Source organism: Terribium retamae (genome assembly GCF_022347545.1).
Classification (GTDB): Bacteria; Pseudomonadota; Alphaproteobacteria; order Rhizobiales; family Rhizobiaceae; genus Mesorhizobium; species Mesorhizobium retamae.
The window spans coordinates 65,513-80,996 of record NZ_JAKREW010000006.1; the positions used below are offsets into that span (position 1 = coordinate 65,513).

The window sequence follows — 15,484 nt, forward strand, 5'->3', positions numbered from 1 at the left end:
ATGCTCAAGCCACTTTCCAATAGACGCTGGTTCTGGATTGCGCTTCTGATCGCGCTCGCGGCGGCGCTCGCTTTCTATGGCAGCACCTTCGCGACACGAGCCTATCTCGACCAGGCGGCGACGCGCGGAAAAACCACGCTGAGGCTGGCTGTGGCCGCACTGCAAGGGCAGTTGAACCGCTTCGAACCGCTCCCTTCCCTGATTGCTGACAACGACGACATCAAGGAGTTGCTGGCGGCCCCGAATGATCCGGGACTGCGTGATCGTGGCAACGCTTATCTCAGGCAAATCAACACATTGCTGCAATCTTCCGACATCTATGTGATAGCACCAGACGGCGAAACGATCATCGCCAGCAACTTCGACCGGCCCGTCAGTTTCGTGGGAGAGAATTTTTCCTACCGCCCCTATTTCCAGGACGCGATCAAGGGCAAGCGCGGTCGCTTCTTCGCTCTCGGCACAACCTCGTTGAAGCGCGGATATTATTTCTCGGCTCCCGTACATGTCGGCGGCGCCATCCGCGGCGTCGTGGTGTTCAAGGTCGAGGTCGACGCCATCGAGGCATCCTGGCTTGGCGGGGACGATGAGATCATCGTTACCGATCCTGAAGGCATCATTTTCATGGCGGAGCGGCCGGAGTGGCTTTATGCCAGCTTGCTGCCGCTGACGCCGGAACGACGCGCCCGCACGGCCGCCTCGCGGCGTTATGCAAACGCGACGTTGCGCGAGCTGCCGGTCGCACGCGGTAATTTCGAAAACCGGCTCTCCCTGATGACCGTCAACTTCGAAAGGCAGAGTAGCGAGTATCTGGTCCTGTCGGAGGTCATGCCGGATGCAGGCTGGACGATCAACGTGCTGCTCGACACGCGCTCGGCGCGTACACAGGCATTGACCACAGTCGCCGCTGCACTGCTGACTTTGGGGCTGGCTGCCCTGGGCGGCTTTGTTTTGCTACAGCGGCGGGCACGGCTGGCCGAACGCATGGAGATGCAGCGCTTTGCCCGCGAGGAGTTGGAGCGTCGGGTCGAAGAGCGCACGCATGACCTTGCGTTGGTCAACACGCGGCTTGAGACAGAAGTCGCTGAAAGACGCACCACGGAACGACAGCTGAGGCAAACACAGGCGGATCTCATCCAGGCCGGCAAACTGGCCGCGCTCGGCCAGATGTCGGCGGCTTTGTCGCATGAATTCAATCAGCCTCTGGCAGCGGTGAAGACCTATGCCGACAATGCCGCCGTCCTCATCGAGCGCGACCGTGCCGCCGAAGCTCGCGACAACGTCGTACGCATCTCGAGCCTCGCCGACCGCATGGCGTCGATCAGTCGTCATCTCCGAAATTTCGCGCGCAAGCCGAACGAGAAACTCGGCGCCGTCGATCTGGCGGAGGTGGTGCGCGACACGCAGGAAATCGTGGCCTGGCGCCTCAAGGCGGCCAATGCGACGCTGCTTGTCGACCTCGGCCGCACTCCACTGGCTGTCAAAGCGGGATCTGTTCGGCTTCAGCAAGTGCTGGTCAATATCATCACCAATGCAGCCGACGCCGTCGAAGGCCTGCCGGACAGGCGCATCGAACTCCAGGCGCGGCGCAGGGCGGGTAAAGTCCTCATAACGGTGCGCGATCACGGCTCCGGCGTTGCCGATGCCATCGCGGAACGGATCTTTGATCCGTTCTTCTCGACAAAGGGCGTCGGCAAGGGGCTGGGGCTGGGCCTTTCGATTTCCTACAACATCATCAAGGACTTCGGCGGAAGCCTTGGTGTCTTGAATCATCCCGAAGGTGGTGCCCTGTTCACGATCGAACTCGAAGCGATGCGCAACACGGTGCGCGAGGCAGCCGAATGAAGCCGCCGATCGTGCTCCTGGTAGACGATGAGGAAGAACCGCGCCGAGCTGCGGCTCAGTCACTCGATCTCGCAGGACTTGCATTGCAGGAGTGCGCCTCGGCTGAACGCGCGCTCGATTTCATCACGCAAGGCTTCAACGGCGTCGTCGTGTCCGACATCCGCATGCCGGGAATGGACGGAATGACGCTTCTTGCCCGCATTCGCGAGATCGACGCGGATATTCCCGTCATCCTCGTCACCGGCCATGGCGATGTCCAGCTTGCCGTGCGCGCGATGCGCGAAGGCGCCTATGACTTCCTCGAAAAGCCCTATGTCGTGCAGCACCTGATCGAAATGGCGGGGCGGGCCATCGACCGACGCAGTCTCGTTCTGGAGAACCGGCAGTTGCGTGCGGCAGCCGGCAAGAATGATGACCTCGAGACCCGCCTGCCCGGCCGTACCCAGGTCATGGTCGAACTGCGCTACAAGCTGCGGGCCATTGCGGCTACCGATGCCGACATCCTTATCATCGGCGATACCGGCACGGGCAAGGAGGTGGCAGCCCGCGCGCTGCACGACATCAGCGGCCGTGCGACAAAACCCTTCATCGCCATCAATTGTGCAGCGCTGCCCGCCACGTTGATCGAAAGCGAGCTGTTCGGCCACGAAGCCGGTGCCTTTCCGGGTGCCTTGCGGCCACGCTTCGGAAAGTTCGAGCATGCAAGAGGCGGCACCGTTCTACTCGACGAGATCGGTTCAATGCCCGTCGACCTTCAAGCCAAGCTGTTGAGGGTCATACAGGATCGGGTCATCTATCGGCTGGGCTCCAACGAACCAATAGCGCTCGATGTGCGCTTCATCGCCACCAGCAAGGTCGATCTCGACGAGGAAGTCGCAGCCGGGCGGTTTCGTGCCGATCTGCTTTACCATCTCAATGTGGTGACGCTGAGAATGCCGGCACTCGTGGCAAGGCGCGAGGATGTGCCGCTGCTTTTCCTGCAACTGGTCCGTGAGGCCGCCGGACGTTATCGCCGCGATGATGTCGACGTGCCGCCGCATGTCATTGCCGATATCGCTGGGCGGGAGTGGCCCGGGAACGTCCGTGAACTCAGGAACGCAGCGGACCGTTTCGTGTTAGGACTCAGCACGCACGCCACCACTCAGGCAACCGAAACCGCCAACGGCGATCTTCGCCTGGCGGATCGTGTTGCGGAATTCGAAAAGGATGTCATTTCCGCAGCGCTTGTCGCCCATGGCGGCAGCCTCAAGCCGGTCTATGAACAGCTCGGAATCTCTCGCAAGACGCTCTACGAAAAGATGCAGCGTTATGGACTCGACAAAAGACAGCTTGGCGCGCCGGAAGCCGCCGACTAGCCGGATGTGTGGAAATCCACACATTGCCGGACAGCAATGTTACGACTTCCACCCATTGTCGAGATGTTTGGTCGGCAATACGGGCATTTTCCGCATTTGGACATTGCCGAATGCAACAAAGCCTCTTCCTATTGGCCATCCGTTCTTGGCGCTGGAGGAGACCTGCGCCAAAGCAATTCAAGGAAAGTGCGTAGCGGTTTTCCGTCCGGAATTGCGTGAAAGGGAGCGGAGCGTTTTCCGTCGAAAACGGAAACGCTCTAAACGAAGGATCTGGGAGGATTTCATGAAGAAGCTTATCGCCTCGCTGGCGGCTGCTGCGACCTTTGCCATGCTGGCAAGCTCCGCCACGGCACAGACCTATCCTGATAAGACGATCACTATGATCGTGCCGTTCGCAGCAGGCGGCCCGACCGACACGGTGACCCGGCTTGTCGCCGAATCGATGTCGAAGGACCTCGGCCAGCAAGTGATCGTGGAAAATGTCGGCGGAGCCGGCGGCACGCTTGGCGCGGCACGCGTCGCTGAAGCCGATCCTGATGGCTATACGCTGCTTCTCCACCATATCGGCATGGCCACCAGCGCCACGCTTTACCGGAAGCTTGCCTACGATACGCTGAACGCCTTCGACTATGTCGGCCTCGTCACCGAGGTGCCGATGACGATCGTCACGCGAAAGGATTTCGAGCCCACCGATCTCAAGGGCCTGATCGATTATGTGAAGGCCAACAAAGACAAGGTGACGCTCGCCAATGCGGGCATCGGCGCTGCATCGCATCTGTGCGGCATGATGTTCATGAATGCGATCCAGACACAGTTCGTGACGGTTCCCTACAAGGGCACCGGTCCGGCGATGACTGATCTGCTCGGTGGCCAAGTCGACATCATGTGCGACCAGACCACCAATACGACCAAGCAGATCCAGGGCGGCACGATCAAGGCCTATGCCGTCACCTCGCCTGCTCGTCTCGACGTGCTGCCCAACATCCCGACCACTGAGGAAGCCGGCCTGCCGAACTTCCAGGTCGGCATCTGGCACGGCATCTACGCGCCGAAAGGCACGTCGCCGGAGGTGCTCGACAAGCTCAGCAAGTCGCTGCAGAAGGCGCTGAAGGATGAGAACGTCATCGCCCGCTTTGCCGAACTGGGCACCAAGCCCTCATCCGAGGCGGATGCCACGCCTGCAGCGCTCAAGGCCAAACTTGAAAGCGAGGTCGCCCGCTGGAAGCCGGTGATCGAGGCTGCCGGACAATACGCGGACTAACGCCATTAGAAGGCCGGGCGAGCATCCCTCACCCGGTCTTCTTTGTCGGACGCATATTCAGACACCGGCACCGCAAAAACTTCCCGACAGGGAGGAAATGGCCGCTGTTGGATGACGGAAATCCAATGATCCGGCCTTCGGAGGGAACAGTGAACAAGCTTTCCATCGATCCAACGAACGGAGCGTGCGGGGCGATCTTCATCGCCGTCGGCCTGTTCTTCGGCTATCAATCGCTCGGCCAGGAAATCGGCAACGCCTTTCGAATGGGACCAGGTTATTTCCCGCTCGTTTTGTCGGGCATTCTGATCCTGCTGGGCGCCATCATCGTCGTACAGGCAACGCGTGTCACCGGCGAACCGATCGGGCAGATCGCCTGGCGCGGCATGATTTTCATTCTACCCGCGCCAATCTTCTTCGGACTAACCGTGCGGGGGCTGGGCTTCGTGCCGGCGCTGTTCGTCACCGCGCTCATCGCGGCCTTCGCCTCGCAGCGCATGCGGCCGGGTACGGCGCTCATCGTCGCCTTGGCGCTCACCATCTTTTCCACGATCGTGTTCAGCTACGCGCTTGGCTTGCCGTTCCAGCGTTTTGGCCCGTGGATACCTTGGGTGGGAGCATAAGCCATGGATCTCTTCGACAATCTCGCACTCGGCTTCATCACCGCTTCGACGCTGTGGAACCTGCTCTTCTGCCTGACCGGCGTGCTGCTCGGCACGCTGATCGGCGTGCTGCCCGGCATCGGCGCAACCGCGACCATCGCCATGCTTTTGCCGGTGACCTTCCAGATCGGTGATCCGGTATCATCGCTGATCATGCTCGCCGGCATCTACTACGGCGCGCAGTATGGCGGCTCCACCACTGCCATCCTGATCAACATGCCCGGCGAATCCTCTTCCGCGGTAACCGCCATCGACGGCTACCAGATGGCGCGTAACGGTCGCGCGGGAGCAGCTCTGGCCACTGCCGCTCTCGGCTCCTTCTTCGCCGGTACGGTTGCGACTTTCCTGGTCGCGCTGTTCGCACCGCCGCTGACAAAAATAGCGCTGCAGTTTGGTTCGGCGGAGTATTTCTCGCTGATGGTCGTCGGGCTGGTCTCCTCGATTGCGCTTGCCCATGGCTCGGTGATCAAGGCGCTTGCCATGGTCGTACTCGGCCTACTGCTCGGCCTGGTCGGCTCCGACATATTCGAGGGCACGCCACGTTTCACGCTGGGTATCCGCGAGTTTGCAGACGGGCTGAACTTCGTCGCGGTAGCGGTGGGTGTTTTCGGCGTTGCCGAAATCTTGCGCAACCTGGAAAATGAACATGACCGCTCGGTCATGATCCGCAAGGTGACCGGATTGATGCCGACGCGGGAGGATTTCCGTCGCATGACGGCACCCGTACTGCGCGGCACCGGCCTCGGTTCGGTGCTCGGCATTCTGCCCGGTGGTGGCGCCATTCTGGCCTCTTTCGCCTCCTACACACTGGAAAAGCGCGTCGCCAAGAACCCTGAGGAATTTGGCAAGGGTGCAATCGAAGGGGTGGCGGGGCCTGAATCGGCCAACAATGCCGCGGCACAGACCTCGTTCATTCCGATGCTGACGCTGGGTATTCCGGCCAACCCGGTCATGGCGCTGATGATCGGCGCGATGATCATCCAGGGCATCGTTCCGGGGCCCGACGTGGCCGCCGAACGGCCGGCACTGTTCTGGGGACTGATCGCCTCGATGTGGATCGGCAATCTGATGCTGATCGTGCTCAACCTGCCGCTGATCGGTCTATGGGTAAGACTGCTGACCGTGCCCTACCAGGTGCTGTTCCCGGCGATCATGGCGTTCTCGGCGATCGGCGTCTATTCGGTGAAGTCGAGCGCCTGGGACCTCTACTCGGTCGCCTTCTTCGGCTTCGTTGGGTATCTGCTTGCCAAGCTGCGCTGCGAACCGGCTCCCCTGCTCCTCGGCTTCGTGCTTGGTCCGCTGTTCGAGGAAAACCTGCGCCGTGCCATGATCCTGTCACGAGGTGATCCGACGATCTTCGTCACCAGGCCGATCAGCGCCATCCTGCTGCTTGCCGCGGCTCTCGTGCTGATCGTGGTGCTATTGCCTTCAGTCCGCAAGAAGCGCGAAGAGGTTTTCGTCGAGGAAGACGCCTGACCTAACGTTCCATGAGGGCATTCAACGACAGCGACGGCGGTGCCGTCGCTGTTGACTTTTCTGGAGGCAAGGCGGTTGATCTCGCCTTCCCTTCTGGAGGATCGCCCGATGTCGCGTTTGTGGACTTGCCTGAGCGTTGCTGCATTCCTGCTGTTCGCCGGCGTGGCCAACGCCGAGGAACGTTGGCAGACCCTGCCCGAACCTGCGCCGATGCCTAAAGCCGACGAAAGCGGTTTTGCCCCCGTCAACGGCATCCAGATGTTCTACGCGGTCTATGGCAAGGGTGAGCCGGTGCTGCTCATCCATGGGGGGCTCGGTCACGCCGACATCTGGTCGAGCCAGGTGGCGGAACTTGCCAAGACACGCAAGGTGATCGTTGCCGACAGCCGCGGCCATGGCCGCTCGACCCGCACGGAAGAGCCGTTCGGCTACGACCTGATGGCATCGGACTACATTGCCCTGCTCGACCATCTCAAGATCGATAAAACCGCACTCGTCGGTTGGAGCGACGGCGGCATCATCGGCATCGACCTTGCCATGAACCATCCTGACCGGCTGACGCGCGTATTCGCGCAGGCCGCCAATGTCACAACGGACGGCGTCGATCCGGGTGTGCTGACCAACAAGACTTTCGCCGCCTATATCGAACGCTCGGGCCGCGACTACAAAAAGCTCTCCAAGACACCCGACCAGTACGATGCCTTCGTCGGCCAGATCAGCAAGATGTGGGAAACCCAGCCGAACTGGAACACCGATCAGCTCGCAAAGATCACCACACCAATCGCCATTGTTACAGGCGATCATGACGAGGCAATCAAGCGTGAGCACACCGACGCCATGGCCAAGACGATACCGGGCGCAACGGAAGTCATCCTGCCGAATGCCAGCCATTTCGCGATGCTGCAGGCACCGGACGAATACAACAAAGCCGTGCTCGAGTTCCTCGACGCCAGGTAGACATCGCGCTGCCCGTTGGTCTGGGCGGCAACTCGGCTGATCTTTCCGAAAACCCGCCGGAAAAGTGCGAAATTCCTGCCGAAAAGCCCTGAAACCTGTATTGAAATCGATTTCATTCCTGATAATGTCGCCACCATCGCACTCAGGGAGGATCAAAATGAAGAAAACGATCGTATTAGCTTTGACGGCCACCACCGCATTGGCCGTGTCGACGTTTTCCACCTACGCAGAAGATTTCAAGATCGGCCTTTCCAACGGCTGGGTCGGCTCCGAATGGCGCACGCAGATGATCGAAGAAGCCCAGACCGCGGCAGCCGCCTGGAAGGACAAGGGTGTCAACGTCGAAGTCGTGGTGCAGAGCGCCAATGTCGACGTGCCCGGGCAGATCGCGCAGGTGCGCAATTTCATGAGCCAGGGCGTAGACGCCATCATCATCAACCCGAACAGCCCGACCGCGTTCGACCCGATCTTCAAGCAGGCCAAGGACGCCGGCATCCTGGTGATCGCCACCGACTCGGAAGTCTCCTCCAAGGACGCCACCTATGTCGGCATCGATCAGAAGGCCTGGGGGGCTGCCGGTGCCAAGTGGCTTGCTGAAACGCTCGGCGGCAAGGGCAATGTCGTGACCATCAACGGCGTCGCCGGCCATCCGGCCAACGAGATGCGCGTTGCCGGCTACAAGGAAGTGTTCGGTCAGTATCCCGATATCAAGATCGTCAACGAAGTGAACGCCAACTGGGATCAGGCGCAAGGCCAGCAGGCTATGCAGAACCTGCTCGCCACCCACCCCGACATCACGGGTGTGTGGGTGCAGGATGGCATGGCTGCCGGTGCCTGGAAGTCGATCATTGATGCCAAGAAGCAGTCCTCGATTGCCGCAACGGGTGAAATCCGCAAGGATTTCATTGATTTGTGGAAGAAGGATAAGCTGAATTCCGGTGCCTCGGTGAACCCGCCCGGCGTCATGGCCAGTGCACTCAACGTGGCGGTCCTTATGCTGCAGGGCAAGGAGTTGAAGGAACCTGCCGCAGCCGGTCAGTATGGCAACGCCATGTATCTGCCGATCCCCTTCATCGACAACAAGAGCCTCGACGATGCGGTGAAGGCGGTGGACGGCAAACCCGGCTACTATTCCTTCACCAGCCAGCTTTCGATCGAAGACGCGGAAAAGCTTTTCAAATAACCGGTCTTTGGACCTCCGCCCGGCAGCTCATGCTCCGGGCGGGCCAAGGACGAGGTTTTCGAGTAAGCTGACGATCCAGGGTTACCCCCAGAGCGTTTCCGCTTTTCATTTTTGCTGGAATTGCTCTAGCAGCCGGAGGAACGGCTTCGATGTCCGAACTTATCGTTCGCGGCGCGCGCAAGGCTTATGGCGCAACGGTTGCGCTGAGCCGAGGCGACCTGCATCTCAAACCCGGCGAAGTGCATGTGCTGATCGGCTCGAACGGATCAGGCAAAAGCACGCTGTGCAAGATCGTCGCCGGTAGCGTGAAGCCGGACGCCGGCGAGGTGTTGCTGGACGGCAAGCCTGTCACAATCGACGGGCCACGCGCAGCGCGGGCGCTCGGCATCGGCATTTTCTACCAGGAGCTCAGCCTGGCTGCCCGCCGCACGGTGGCTGAGAATATCCTGCTGCCGGCAATGCCGGTAAAAGGCGGCATATTCGTCGACCGCACCGAACTCGAAGAACGAACCGCCCGGATCATCGCCGAGTTCCAGGATGTTGCCGGCGAAGGCTTTGCCGCCGACGTGACCGTGGACAGGTTGCGTGCCGACCAGCGCCAGCTCGTCGAGATCATGAAGGCCCTCGCCAGCGAAGCCCCTATTCTCATTTTCGACGAACCGACATCCGCCCTCGATCGTGCCCAGGTCGATCGCTTCTTCGAGATCCTGCGTCGCCTGAAACAGGAGGGCCGCGCCATGGTGTTCATCTCGCACCGTATGGATGAGATCTTTTCGATCGGCGACCGGGTCACAGTTATCCGTGACGGTGCCACTGTCGCCTCGTCAGCCATCGCCGAGACGAACGCCGATGAGGTAATCCGCCAGATGGTGGGCGAACGCGAGGCGCTGTCGGCCGAAAGCAAACCGCCGGTGCCAGCCGCAGCCGGGGAACCCATGCTGTCTGTTGCCAATCTGAGCGGCGTCGGCTTCCGTGACGTTTCCTTTACCGTCGGCAAAGGTGAGATTCTCGGCTTCGGCGGTTTGCACGGCCAGGGTCAATCTTCCGTGCTGCGCGCCATTTTCGGCGCCTCGGCTCACCACACCGGTGCGATCGAAGTCGGCGGCAAAGCTTGTGCTGCACGCACGCCAGCCGAGGCCATCCGCAACGGCATCGCCTACGTCTCCGGAGATCGTGGCCGCGACGGCACGCTGACTGGCAGGCCGATCCTGGAGAACGTCACGCCGATCCATTTCCTGCGCAACCGGCTCCACCTTGCCCGTCCCAGTGTCCTAACCGCACTTGTCGAAGGGCCGCTGAAGGCACTGAAGACCAAATTCCAGGATATCGGTCAGCCCGTGAATTCGCTGTCCGGTGGCAACCAGCAGAAAGTGGTGATCGCCCGCTGGCTGATCGATCGCCCTTCGGTCCTTCTGCTCGACGACCCCACCAAGGGCATCGATCTTGCCGCGAAGTCCGACCTTTTCCAGCTCATCCGCTCCCTTGCTGCCGAAGGCATGGGCATTGTGCTCTATTCTTCGGAGGATGCCGAACTGCTCGCCAATGCCGATCGCATCCTGGTCTTCAATTCGGGCGTGGTGACGCGCGAACTGCAGGGCGAGGAGCGCACCCGCTACAATCTCTATCACGCCGCATATGAGGCTGCCTGATGAGCAACACAGCAACCCAGACCAGCACCGGCGGCCTTGGTCGCCTGATCCGGCGTTATCCTTTCCTGCCGGCGTTGATCATCCTCGTACTGCTTCTAGCCCTCAACGGCGTTTTCGAACCACGCAGCCTGAGTTTCCGTTCGATGACCGGGCTCGTCTCGACCTATCTGGCCTTGATGATGCTGGCGGTGGCGCAGACCTATGTGGTCTTTTCGGGCGACATCGATCTTTCGGCAGGCAGCATCGTGTCGCTGGTCAATGTCTCGGTGATCGCGCTGATGCAAAAATGGGGCGGCGATGGGTTCGCCGTCATTGCCGCCTGCCTTGTCGGCGCCCTGATCGGGCTGGCCTGCGGGTTGGTCAACGGCATCGTCGTCGCAGGCTTGCGACTGCAAGCGATCGTTGCGACCTTCGCAACCTCCATTTTCTTCACCGGCCTGGCACTCACCGTTTTGCCCGTTGCCGGCACGCCGGCGCCGGAGGCCTATTGGACGACCTATGGCGGCCGCTTCTTCGGCATTCCGTTTGTGCTTTACGCCGTCGCTGCAGTAGCAATCCTGCTCGCCATCCTGATGCGCATGCGTTTGACCACGCAGATGCTGGCGGTTGGCGATGACCAGCAGGCGGCGTTCCAGACCGGGCTGCCGGTGACCGCGATCCGCATCAAGGGGTATGTCTTCTGCGGCCTGTTCGCGGCACTCGCCGCACTTTGCATCACCGGCGACACCGCAAGCGGCGATCCGCTGGTCGGCGGCAAGATGACGCTTTATTCGGTCGCCGCCGTGGTGTTGGGCGGTTCGGCGCTGGCGGGCGGCTTCGGCACAGTGACGGGGTCGCTGATCGGCGCCCTCATCATCGGCCTCATCAACGCGCTGGTCTTCTTCGTGGGCACGCCGTCAGAATGGCAGAACTTCGTCCAGGGCCTCGCCATTCTGCTGGCTCTGATGGCCGGCATCCTCGTCAGCCGCGGAGCACGGGCATGAGCACGGACGCCCTCCCCTCCAGGTCCGCCGGGAACGCGGCACTGGCTTTCCTGAAGAAGCCGCTCGTGGTGGCATTGATCCTGATCGTGCTGCTGCTTGCCGTCGGCGAATGGTTGTCGCCAGGCTTTGCATCGCCCGGGCAGATCCTGCGGCTGCTGATCGTCGCAGCCCTGCTTGGCATCGTCGCGGCCGGACAGAACCTCGTCATCCTGGGCGGACGTGAAGGTATCGACCTTTCGGTCGGCGGTATCGTCTCGCTGGCAGCGATCCTGGCCGGCAATGTCATGAACGGTGCCGATGGCGGAATCCTACCGGCAATCCTTGTCTGCGTCATTGTCGGTGCCCTGTTCGGTCTCATTAACGGTGTTGGCGTGACGCTGCTACGCATCCCTCCACTGGTCATGACGCTCGGCATGCTCGGCGTGCTGCAGGGCCTTCTGGTGGTGATCCGCAACGGCATCCCGTCGGGCCGTGCCGCTCCCGGCCTGTCCGACTTCGTCGTCCAGCCGTTCCTGCTCGGTCTGCCCGGCATCATCTGGCTGTGGCTGCTGATCGGGCTTGCCATGGCTTTCCTGCTGCGCCGAACCGTGTTCGGCTACCGCGTCTATGCGATCGGTTCCAATGAGCAGGCTGCCTTCATGGCCGGCATGCCAGTGAAGACGACCCGCGTCGCACTGTTCATGCTCTCCGGTGTTTTCGCAGCCATCGCCGGCATGTGCCTGCTCGGCTATTCCGGTTCGTCCTTCGCCAATGTCGGCGAGCAATACATGCTGCCTTCGATCATCGCCGTGGTTCTGGGCGGTACGCCGCTCTCCGGCGGCAAGGGTGGTTACACCGGCACGATGGCCGGCGCCGTGCTGCTGGTGCTGCTCCAGAGCATCCTCACCACGGTCCATATCGACGAAGCCGGCCGGCAGATGGTGTTCGGCGCGACACTGGTGGCGCTGATGCTGTTTTACGGACGCGCCAAGGCGATGCGGGGCTGATCGGCATGGCCGGGCCCGCCAAGATCAAGGACATCGCTGCACGCGCCGGCGTGTCGCCAGCCACGGTCTCGCGCGCGCTTTCCGATACCGGCCTGGTGGCGGAACCAACATTGTCACGCATCCGCGAAGTGGCGCAGATGCTGAACTACCGCCCCAATGTCAGCGCCCGCAATCTGCGCACGCAGAAATCCATGGCTGTGCTGATGGTGGTGCGCGATGTCGGCAACCCCTTCTACCTGGAGATCATGAAAGGTGTTGAAGCAACCGCACGAGCCGCCGGCTATTCGGTGCTTATGGGCAATACGGAAAACAATGCCGAGCGCGAAGTCGAATATTTCGACATGCTGCGCGACGGCCATGCCGACGGCATGATCCTGATCACGGGCAAATTGCCGTGGTCGGCGGAAGAAAGCCGAACCCATCTGCAGGGCCTGCCGGTTGTGGTGGCCCTGGAAACGATCGAAGGCATGGGGCTGCCGCATGTGCAGATCGACAATGTCGGCGCCTCGCGGGCTGCCGTCGAACATCTGATCGGGCTCGGCCATCGCGCAATCGCGCATATTTGCGGACCCATCCCCGAAATCATGGCAGTTCGTCGCCGTGAGGGCTTTCGCCAAGCGATGCGAGCGGCAGGGATCGCCATACCCGACGGTTATGAACCCGTCGGCGACTACCTGCTGCACTCGGGCGAAGCCTTGTGCCGCGAGCTGTTCGAACGGCCCGACCGGCCAACCGCGGTGTTTGTCGCCAACGACGAAATGGCCTTCGGTGCGATCAACGAATTGCGCCGACTGGGCCTCGATGTTCCCAGCGACGTTTCCGTGGTCGGTTTCGACGATCTGTTCCTCAGCCAGGCCTATTATCCGCCGCTGACGACTGTACGCCAGCCGCGCGCGGAGATCGGTCAGGAAGCGATGCGGCAGTTGCTGCGGGTGCTGGCTGGAGAAAAAGTCGAAGCTGAGACGCTGGAAATGCCGACGACGCTGCAGATCCGTGGCTCAACTGCCCGGCCAAGATCAATCTGAAAGACAAGCAGAAAGGACGACCATGGCACAGCTGCCTAAGGAAAGATTGCGCGTCGGCTTCGTGGGCACGGGCTTCATCGCCCAGTTCCACCTGAAATCGCTGGTCGGCGTACGCAACATCGATGTCATTGGCGTCTACAGCCGCAGCAACGAGAAGCGGGAGCATTTCGTCAAGCTGGCGGAGGAACTCGGTCTCGGCGCCTGCAGAAACCACGACAGCCTGGAAAGTCTGTTTGGGGATCCGACACTCGACGCAATCTGGATCCTCTCGCCGAACTACACGCGTCTCGACGTCATGCGCACGCTGCATGCCGAAGTGAAAGCCGGGCGCTCCAAAGTGTTTGCGGTCGCGTGTGAGAAACCCCTGGCGCGCACCGTTGCCGAAGCACGTGAAATGCTACAGCTCGCTGAAGATGCCGGGTTGAACCATGGCTATCTCGAAAACCAAGTGTTCGCGACGCCGGTCATTCGCGGCAAGGAAATCATCTGGCGCCGCGCCGCATCGACCACTGGCCGCCCCTATCTTGCCCGCGCCGCCGAAGAGCATTCCGGTCCACACGAGGCCTGGTTCTGGCAAGGCGACAAGCAGGGCGGCGGTGTGCTGTCGGACATGATGTGCCACAGCCTCGAGGTAGCGCGCCATCTGCTGACCGCGCCGGGCGCCGTGCGTGGTTCGCTGAAGGTCAAGTCAGTCAATGGCACAGTCGCCAACCTGAAATGGACCCGGCCGCAGTATGCAGACGACCTCGCCCGTCGCTTCGGCTCCGGCGTCGACTATCGCAACCATCCCTCCGAGGATTTTGCCCGTGGCGTGGTGGCGCTGGAAGACGAGGCCGGCAACGAACTGATGATCGAAGCCACGACCTCCTGGGCCTATGTCGGCGCCGGCCTGCGCATCCAGCTCGAATTGCTCGGCCCCGAATATGCGATGGAGTTCAATTCGCTGGGCTCCGGCCTGAAGATCTTCATGTCACGGGCCGTGCAAGGTTCGGAAGGCGAGGATCTCGTCGAGAAGCAGAATGCCGAGCAGGGCCTGATGCCGGTGCTGGAAGACGAAGCCGGTGTCTATGGCTACACCGATGAAAACCGCCACATGACCGAGTGTTTCCGCAAGGGTGAGACGCCGCTGGAAACCTTCCATGACGGGCTTGCCGTGGTGGAGATGATGATGGGCCTCTACAAATCGGCAGAAACCGGTGAGACGGTGCGTTTCCCTGCACCGGAGCTCGAGCACTACGTGCCGCCGGTGGCACGCCGCTAACCACGCAGATCTCGATTTCCGCAAGGCAAGGCGCCACCAGCACCTTGCCTTTCTTTTTTGGCGGAAAGGAGAATGCTGGGCGTCCACCGCCCCCTGCCCTGTGACTTGTCCCGTCCGCCAATCGACAAGTCCTGTGCGCCAAATTATCTATGAAACATGGGCGCACAAAAAGAAGACACTCTCGCGGTTCGCATCTCGAAGACGCTGGCTGACCGCATCATAGCGGGCAAGATCGAGCCCGGCTCACGGCTGCGGCAGGATCATGTCGCCGAGGAATTCGGCGCGAGCCATGTGCCGGTGCGCGAGGCTTTCCGTAGGTTGGAGGCACAAGGTCTCGCTGTCAGTGAACCGCGTCGCGGTGTGCGCGTCGCCAGCTTCGACCTCGCCGAAGTGAAGGAAGTGGCGGAAATGCGCGCGGCGCTCGAGGTGCTGGCGCTGCGCCATGCCGCGCCGCATCTGACGCCTGCCATTCTCGACGCAGCCGAAGAAGCCACCAAGGCCGGCGACAACTCCCGAGATGTGCGTTCCTGGGAAGAGGCGAACCGCCGCTTCCACCGTCTCATCCTGGAACCCTGCGCCATGCCGAGGCTGCTGTCGGCCATCGATGACCTGCATGCCGCCAGCGCGCGCTTTCTTTTCGCCGCATGGCGATCCGATTGGGAAGCGCGGACCGATCACGATCACCGCACCATCCTTTCCGCCTTGCGCAAAGGCCAGATCGACGCGGCCTGCACCACGCTGGCCGGTCATGTTCAATGGATTGGTCGCCGGCCCCAAAAATCGGCTAGCGGCAGCGTTCGCGACGCATTCGCGATAGTCGGATAATAATATCTATAATTCTGTTGCG

13 protein-coding genes are annotated in these 15,484 nt (G+C 61.4%); all 13 read left to right on the plus strand.

What is annotated here, in order from left to right:
• The 13 genes from L4923_RS09105 to L4923_RS09165 all read left to right on the plus strand — a co-directional run bounded on the left by L4923_RS09105 (nt 1) and on the right by L4923_RS09165 (nt 15,462).
• Entirely contained in the window at nt 1–1,842 is a 1,842-nt protein-coding gene (locus tag L4923_RS09105; RefSeq protein ID WP_239363882.1) for a sensor histidine kinase, read from the plus strand.
• Nucleotides 1,839–3,197: a sigma-54-dependent transcriptional regulator gene (locus L4923_RS09110; RefSeq protein ID WP_239363883.1), complete on the plus strand. Its 1,359-nt coding sequence runs from the start codon at nt 1,839–1,841 to the stop codon at nt 3,195–3,197. Before L4923_RS09105 ends, L4923_RS09110 begins: the two co-directional genes overlap by 4 nt.
• Before the next feature lie 283 nt (nt 3,198–3,480).
• Complete coding sequence (locus L4923_RS09115) at nt 3,481–4,458, plus strand: tripartite tricarboxylate transporter substrate binding protein BugD (RefSeq protein WP_239363884.1); 978 nt, start codon at nt 3,481–3,483, stop codon at nt 4,456–4,458.
• 125 nt (nt 4,459–4,583) lie between these two features.
• Entirely contained in the window at nt 4,584–5,078 is a 495-nt protein-coding gene (locus L4923_RS09120; protein ID WP_275448330.1) for a tripartite tricarboxylate transporter TctB family protein, read from the plus strand.
• Nucleotides 5,079–5,081: 3 nt separating this feature from the next.
• Nucleotides 5,082–6,593: a tripartite tricarboxylate transporter permease gene (locus L4923_RS09125; protein ID WP_239363891.1), complete on the plus strand. Its 1,512-nt coding sequence runs from the start codon at nt 5,082–5,084 to the stop codon at nt 6,591–6,593.
• Nucleotides 6,594–6,701: 108 nt separating this feature from the next.
• Nucleotides 6,702–7,550, plus strand: a complete 849-nt coding sequence (locus L4923_RS09130; protein WP_239363894.1) for an alpha/beta fold hydrolase — start codon at nt 6,702–6,704, stop codon at nt 7,548–7,550.
• Between the two features lie 157 nt (nt 7,551–7,707).
• The gene (locus tag L4923_RS09135) at nt 7,708–8,733 is read left to right on the plus strand and encodes an ABC transporter substrate-binding protein (RefSeq protein WP_239363897.1); all 1,026 of its coding nucleotides are present in this window, start codon (nt 7,708–7,710) and stop codon (nt 8,731–8,733) included.
• A gap of 149 nt (nt 8,734–8,882) precedes the next feature.
• Nucleotides 8,883–10,382 carry a sugar ABC transporter ATP-binding protein gene (locus L4923_RS09140; RefSeq protein WP_239363900.1) on the plus strand — a complete coding sequence of 500 codons (1,500 nt, stop codon included), beginning with the start codon at nt 8,883–8,885 and terminating at the stop codon, nt 10,380–10,382.
• Entirely contained in the window at nt 10,382–11,365 is a 984-nt protein-coding gene (locus L4923_RS09145) for an ABC transporter permease (RefSeq protein ID WP_239363909.1), read from the plus strand. Before L4923_RS09140 ends, L4923_RS09145 begins: the two co-directional genes overlap by 1 nt.
• Nucleotides 11,362–12,351 carry an ABC transporter permease gene (locus L4923_RS09150; RefSeq protein ID WP_239363912.1) on the plus strand — a complete coding sequence of 330 codons (990 nt, stop codon included), beginning with the start codon at nt 11,362–11,364 and terminating at the stop codon, nt 12,349–12,351. The genes L4923_RS09145 and L4923_RS09150 overlap by 4 nt, the downstream gene beginning before the upstream one ends.
• 5 nt (nt 12,352–12,356) lie before the next feature.
• Nucleotides 12,357–13,376, plus strand: a complete 1,020-nt coding sequence (locus tag L4923_RS09155; protein WP_239363914.1) for a LacI family DNA-binding transcriptional regulator — start codon at nt 12,357–12,359, stop codon at nt 13,374–13,376.
• 22 nt (nt 13,377–13,398) lie between these two features.
• Nucleotides 13,399–14,637 carry a Gfo/Idh/MocA family protein gene (locus L4923_RS09160; RefSeq protein WP_239363916.1) on the plus strand — a complete coding sequence of 413 codons (1,239 nt, stop codon included), beginning with the start codon at nt 13,399–13,401 and terminating at the stop codon, nt 14,635–14,637.
• A gap of 156 nt (nt 14,638–14,793) precedes the next feature.
• Nucleotides 14,794–15,462, plus strand: coding sequence for a GntR family transcriptional regulator (locus L4923_RS09165; RefSeq protein WP_239363918.1), 669 nt, complete (start codon nt 14,794–14,796; stop codon nt 15,460–15,462).
• The last annotated feature ends 22 nt before the right edge of the window (nt 15,463–15,484 follow it).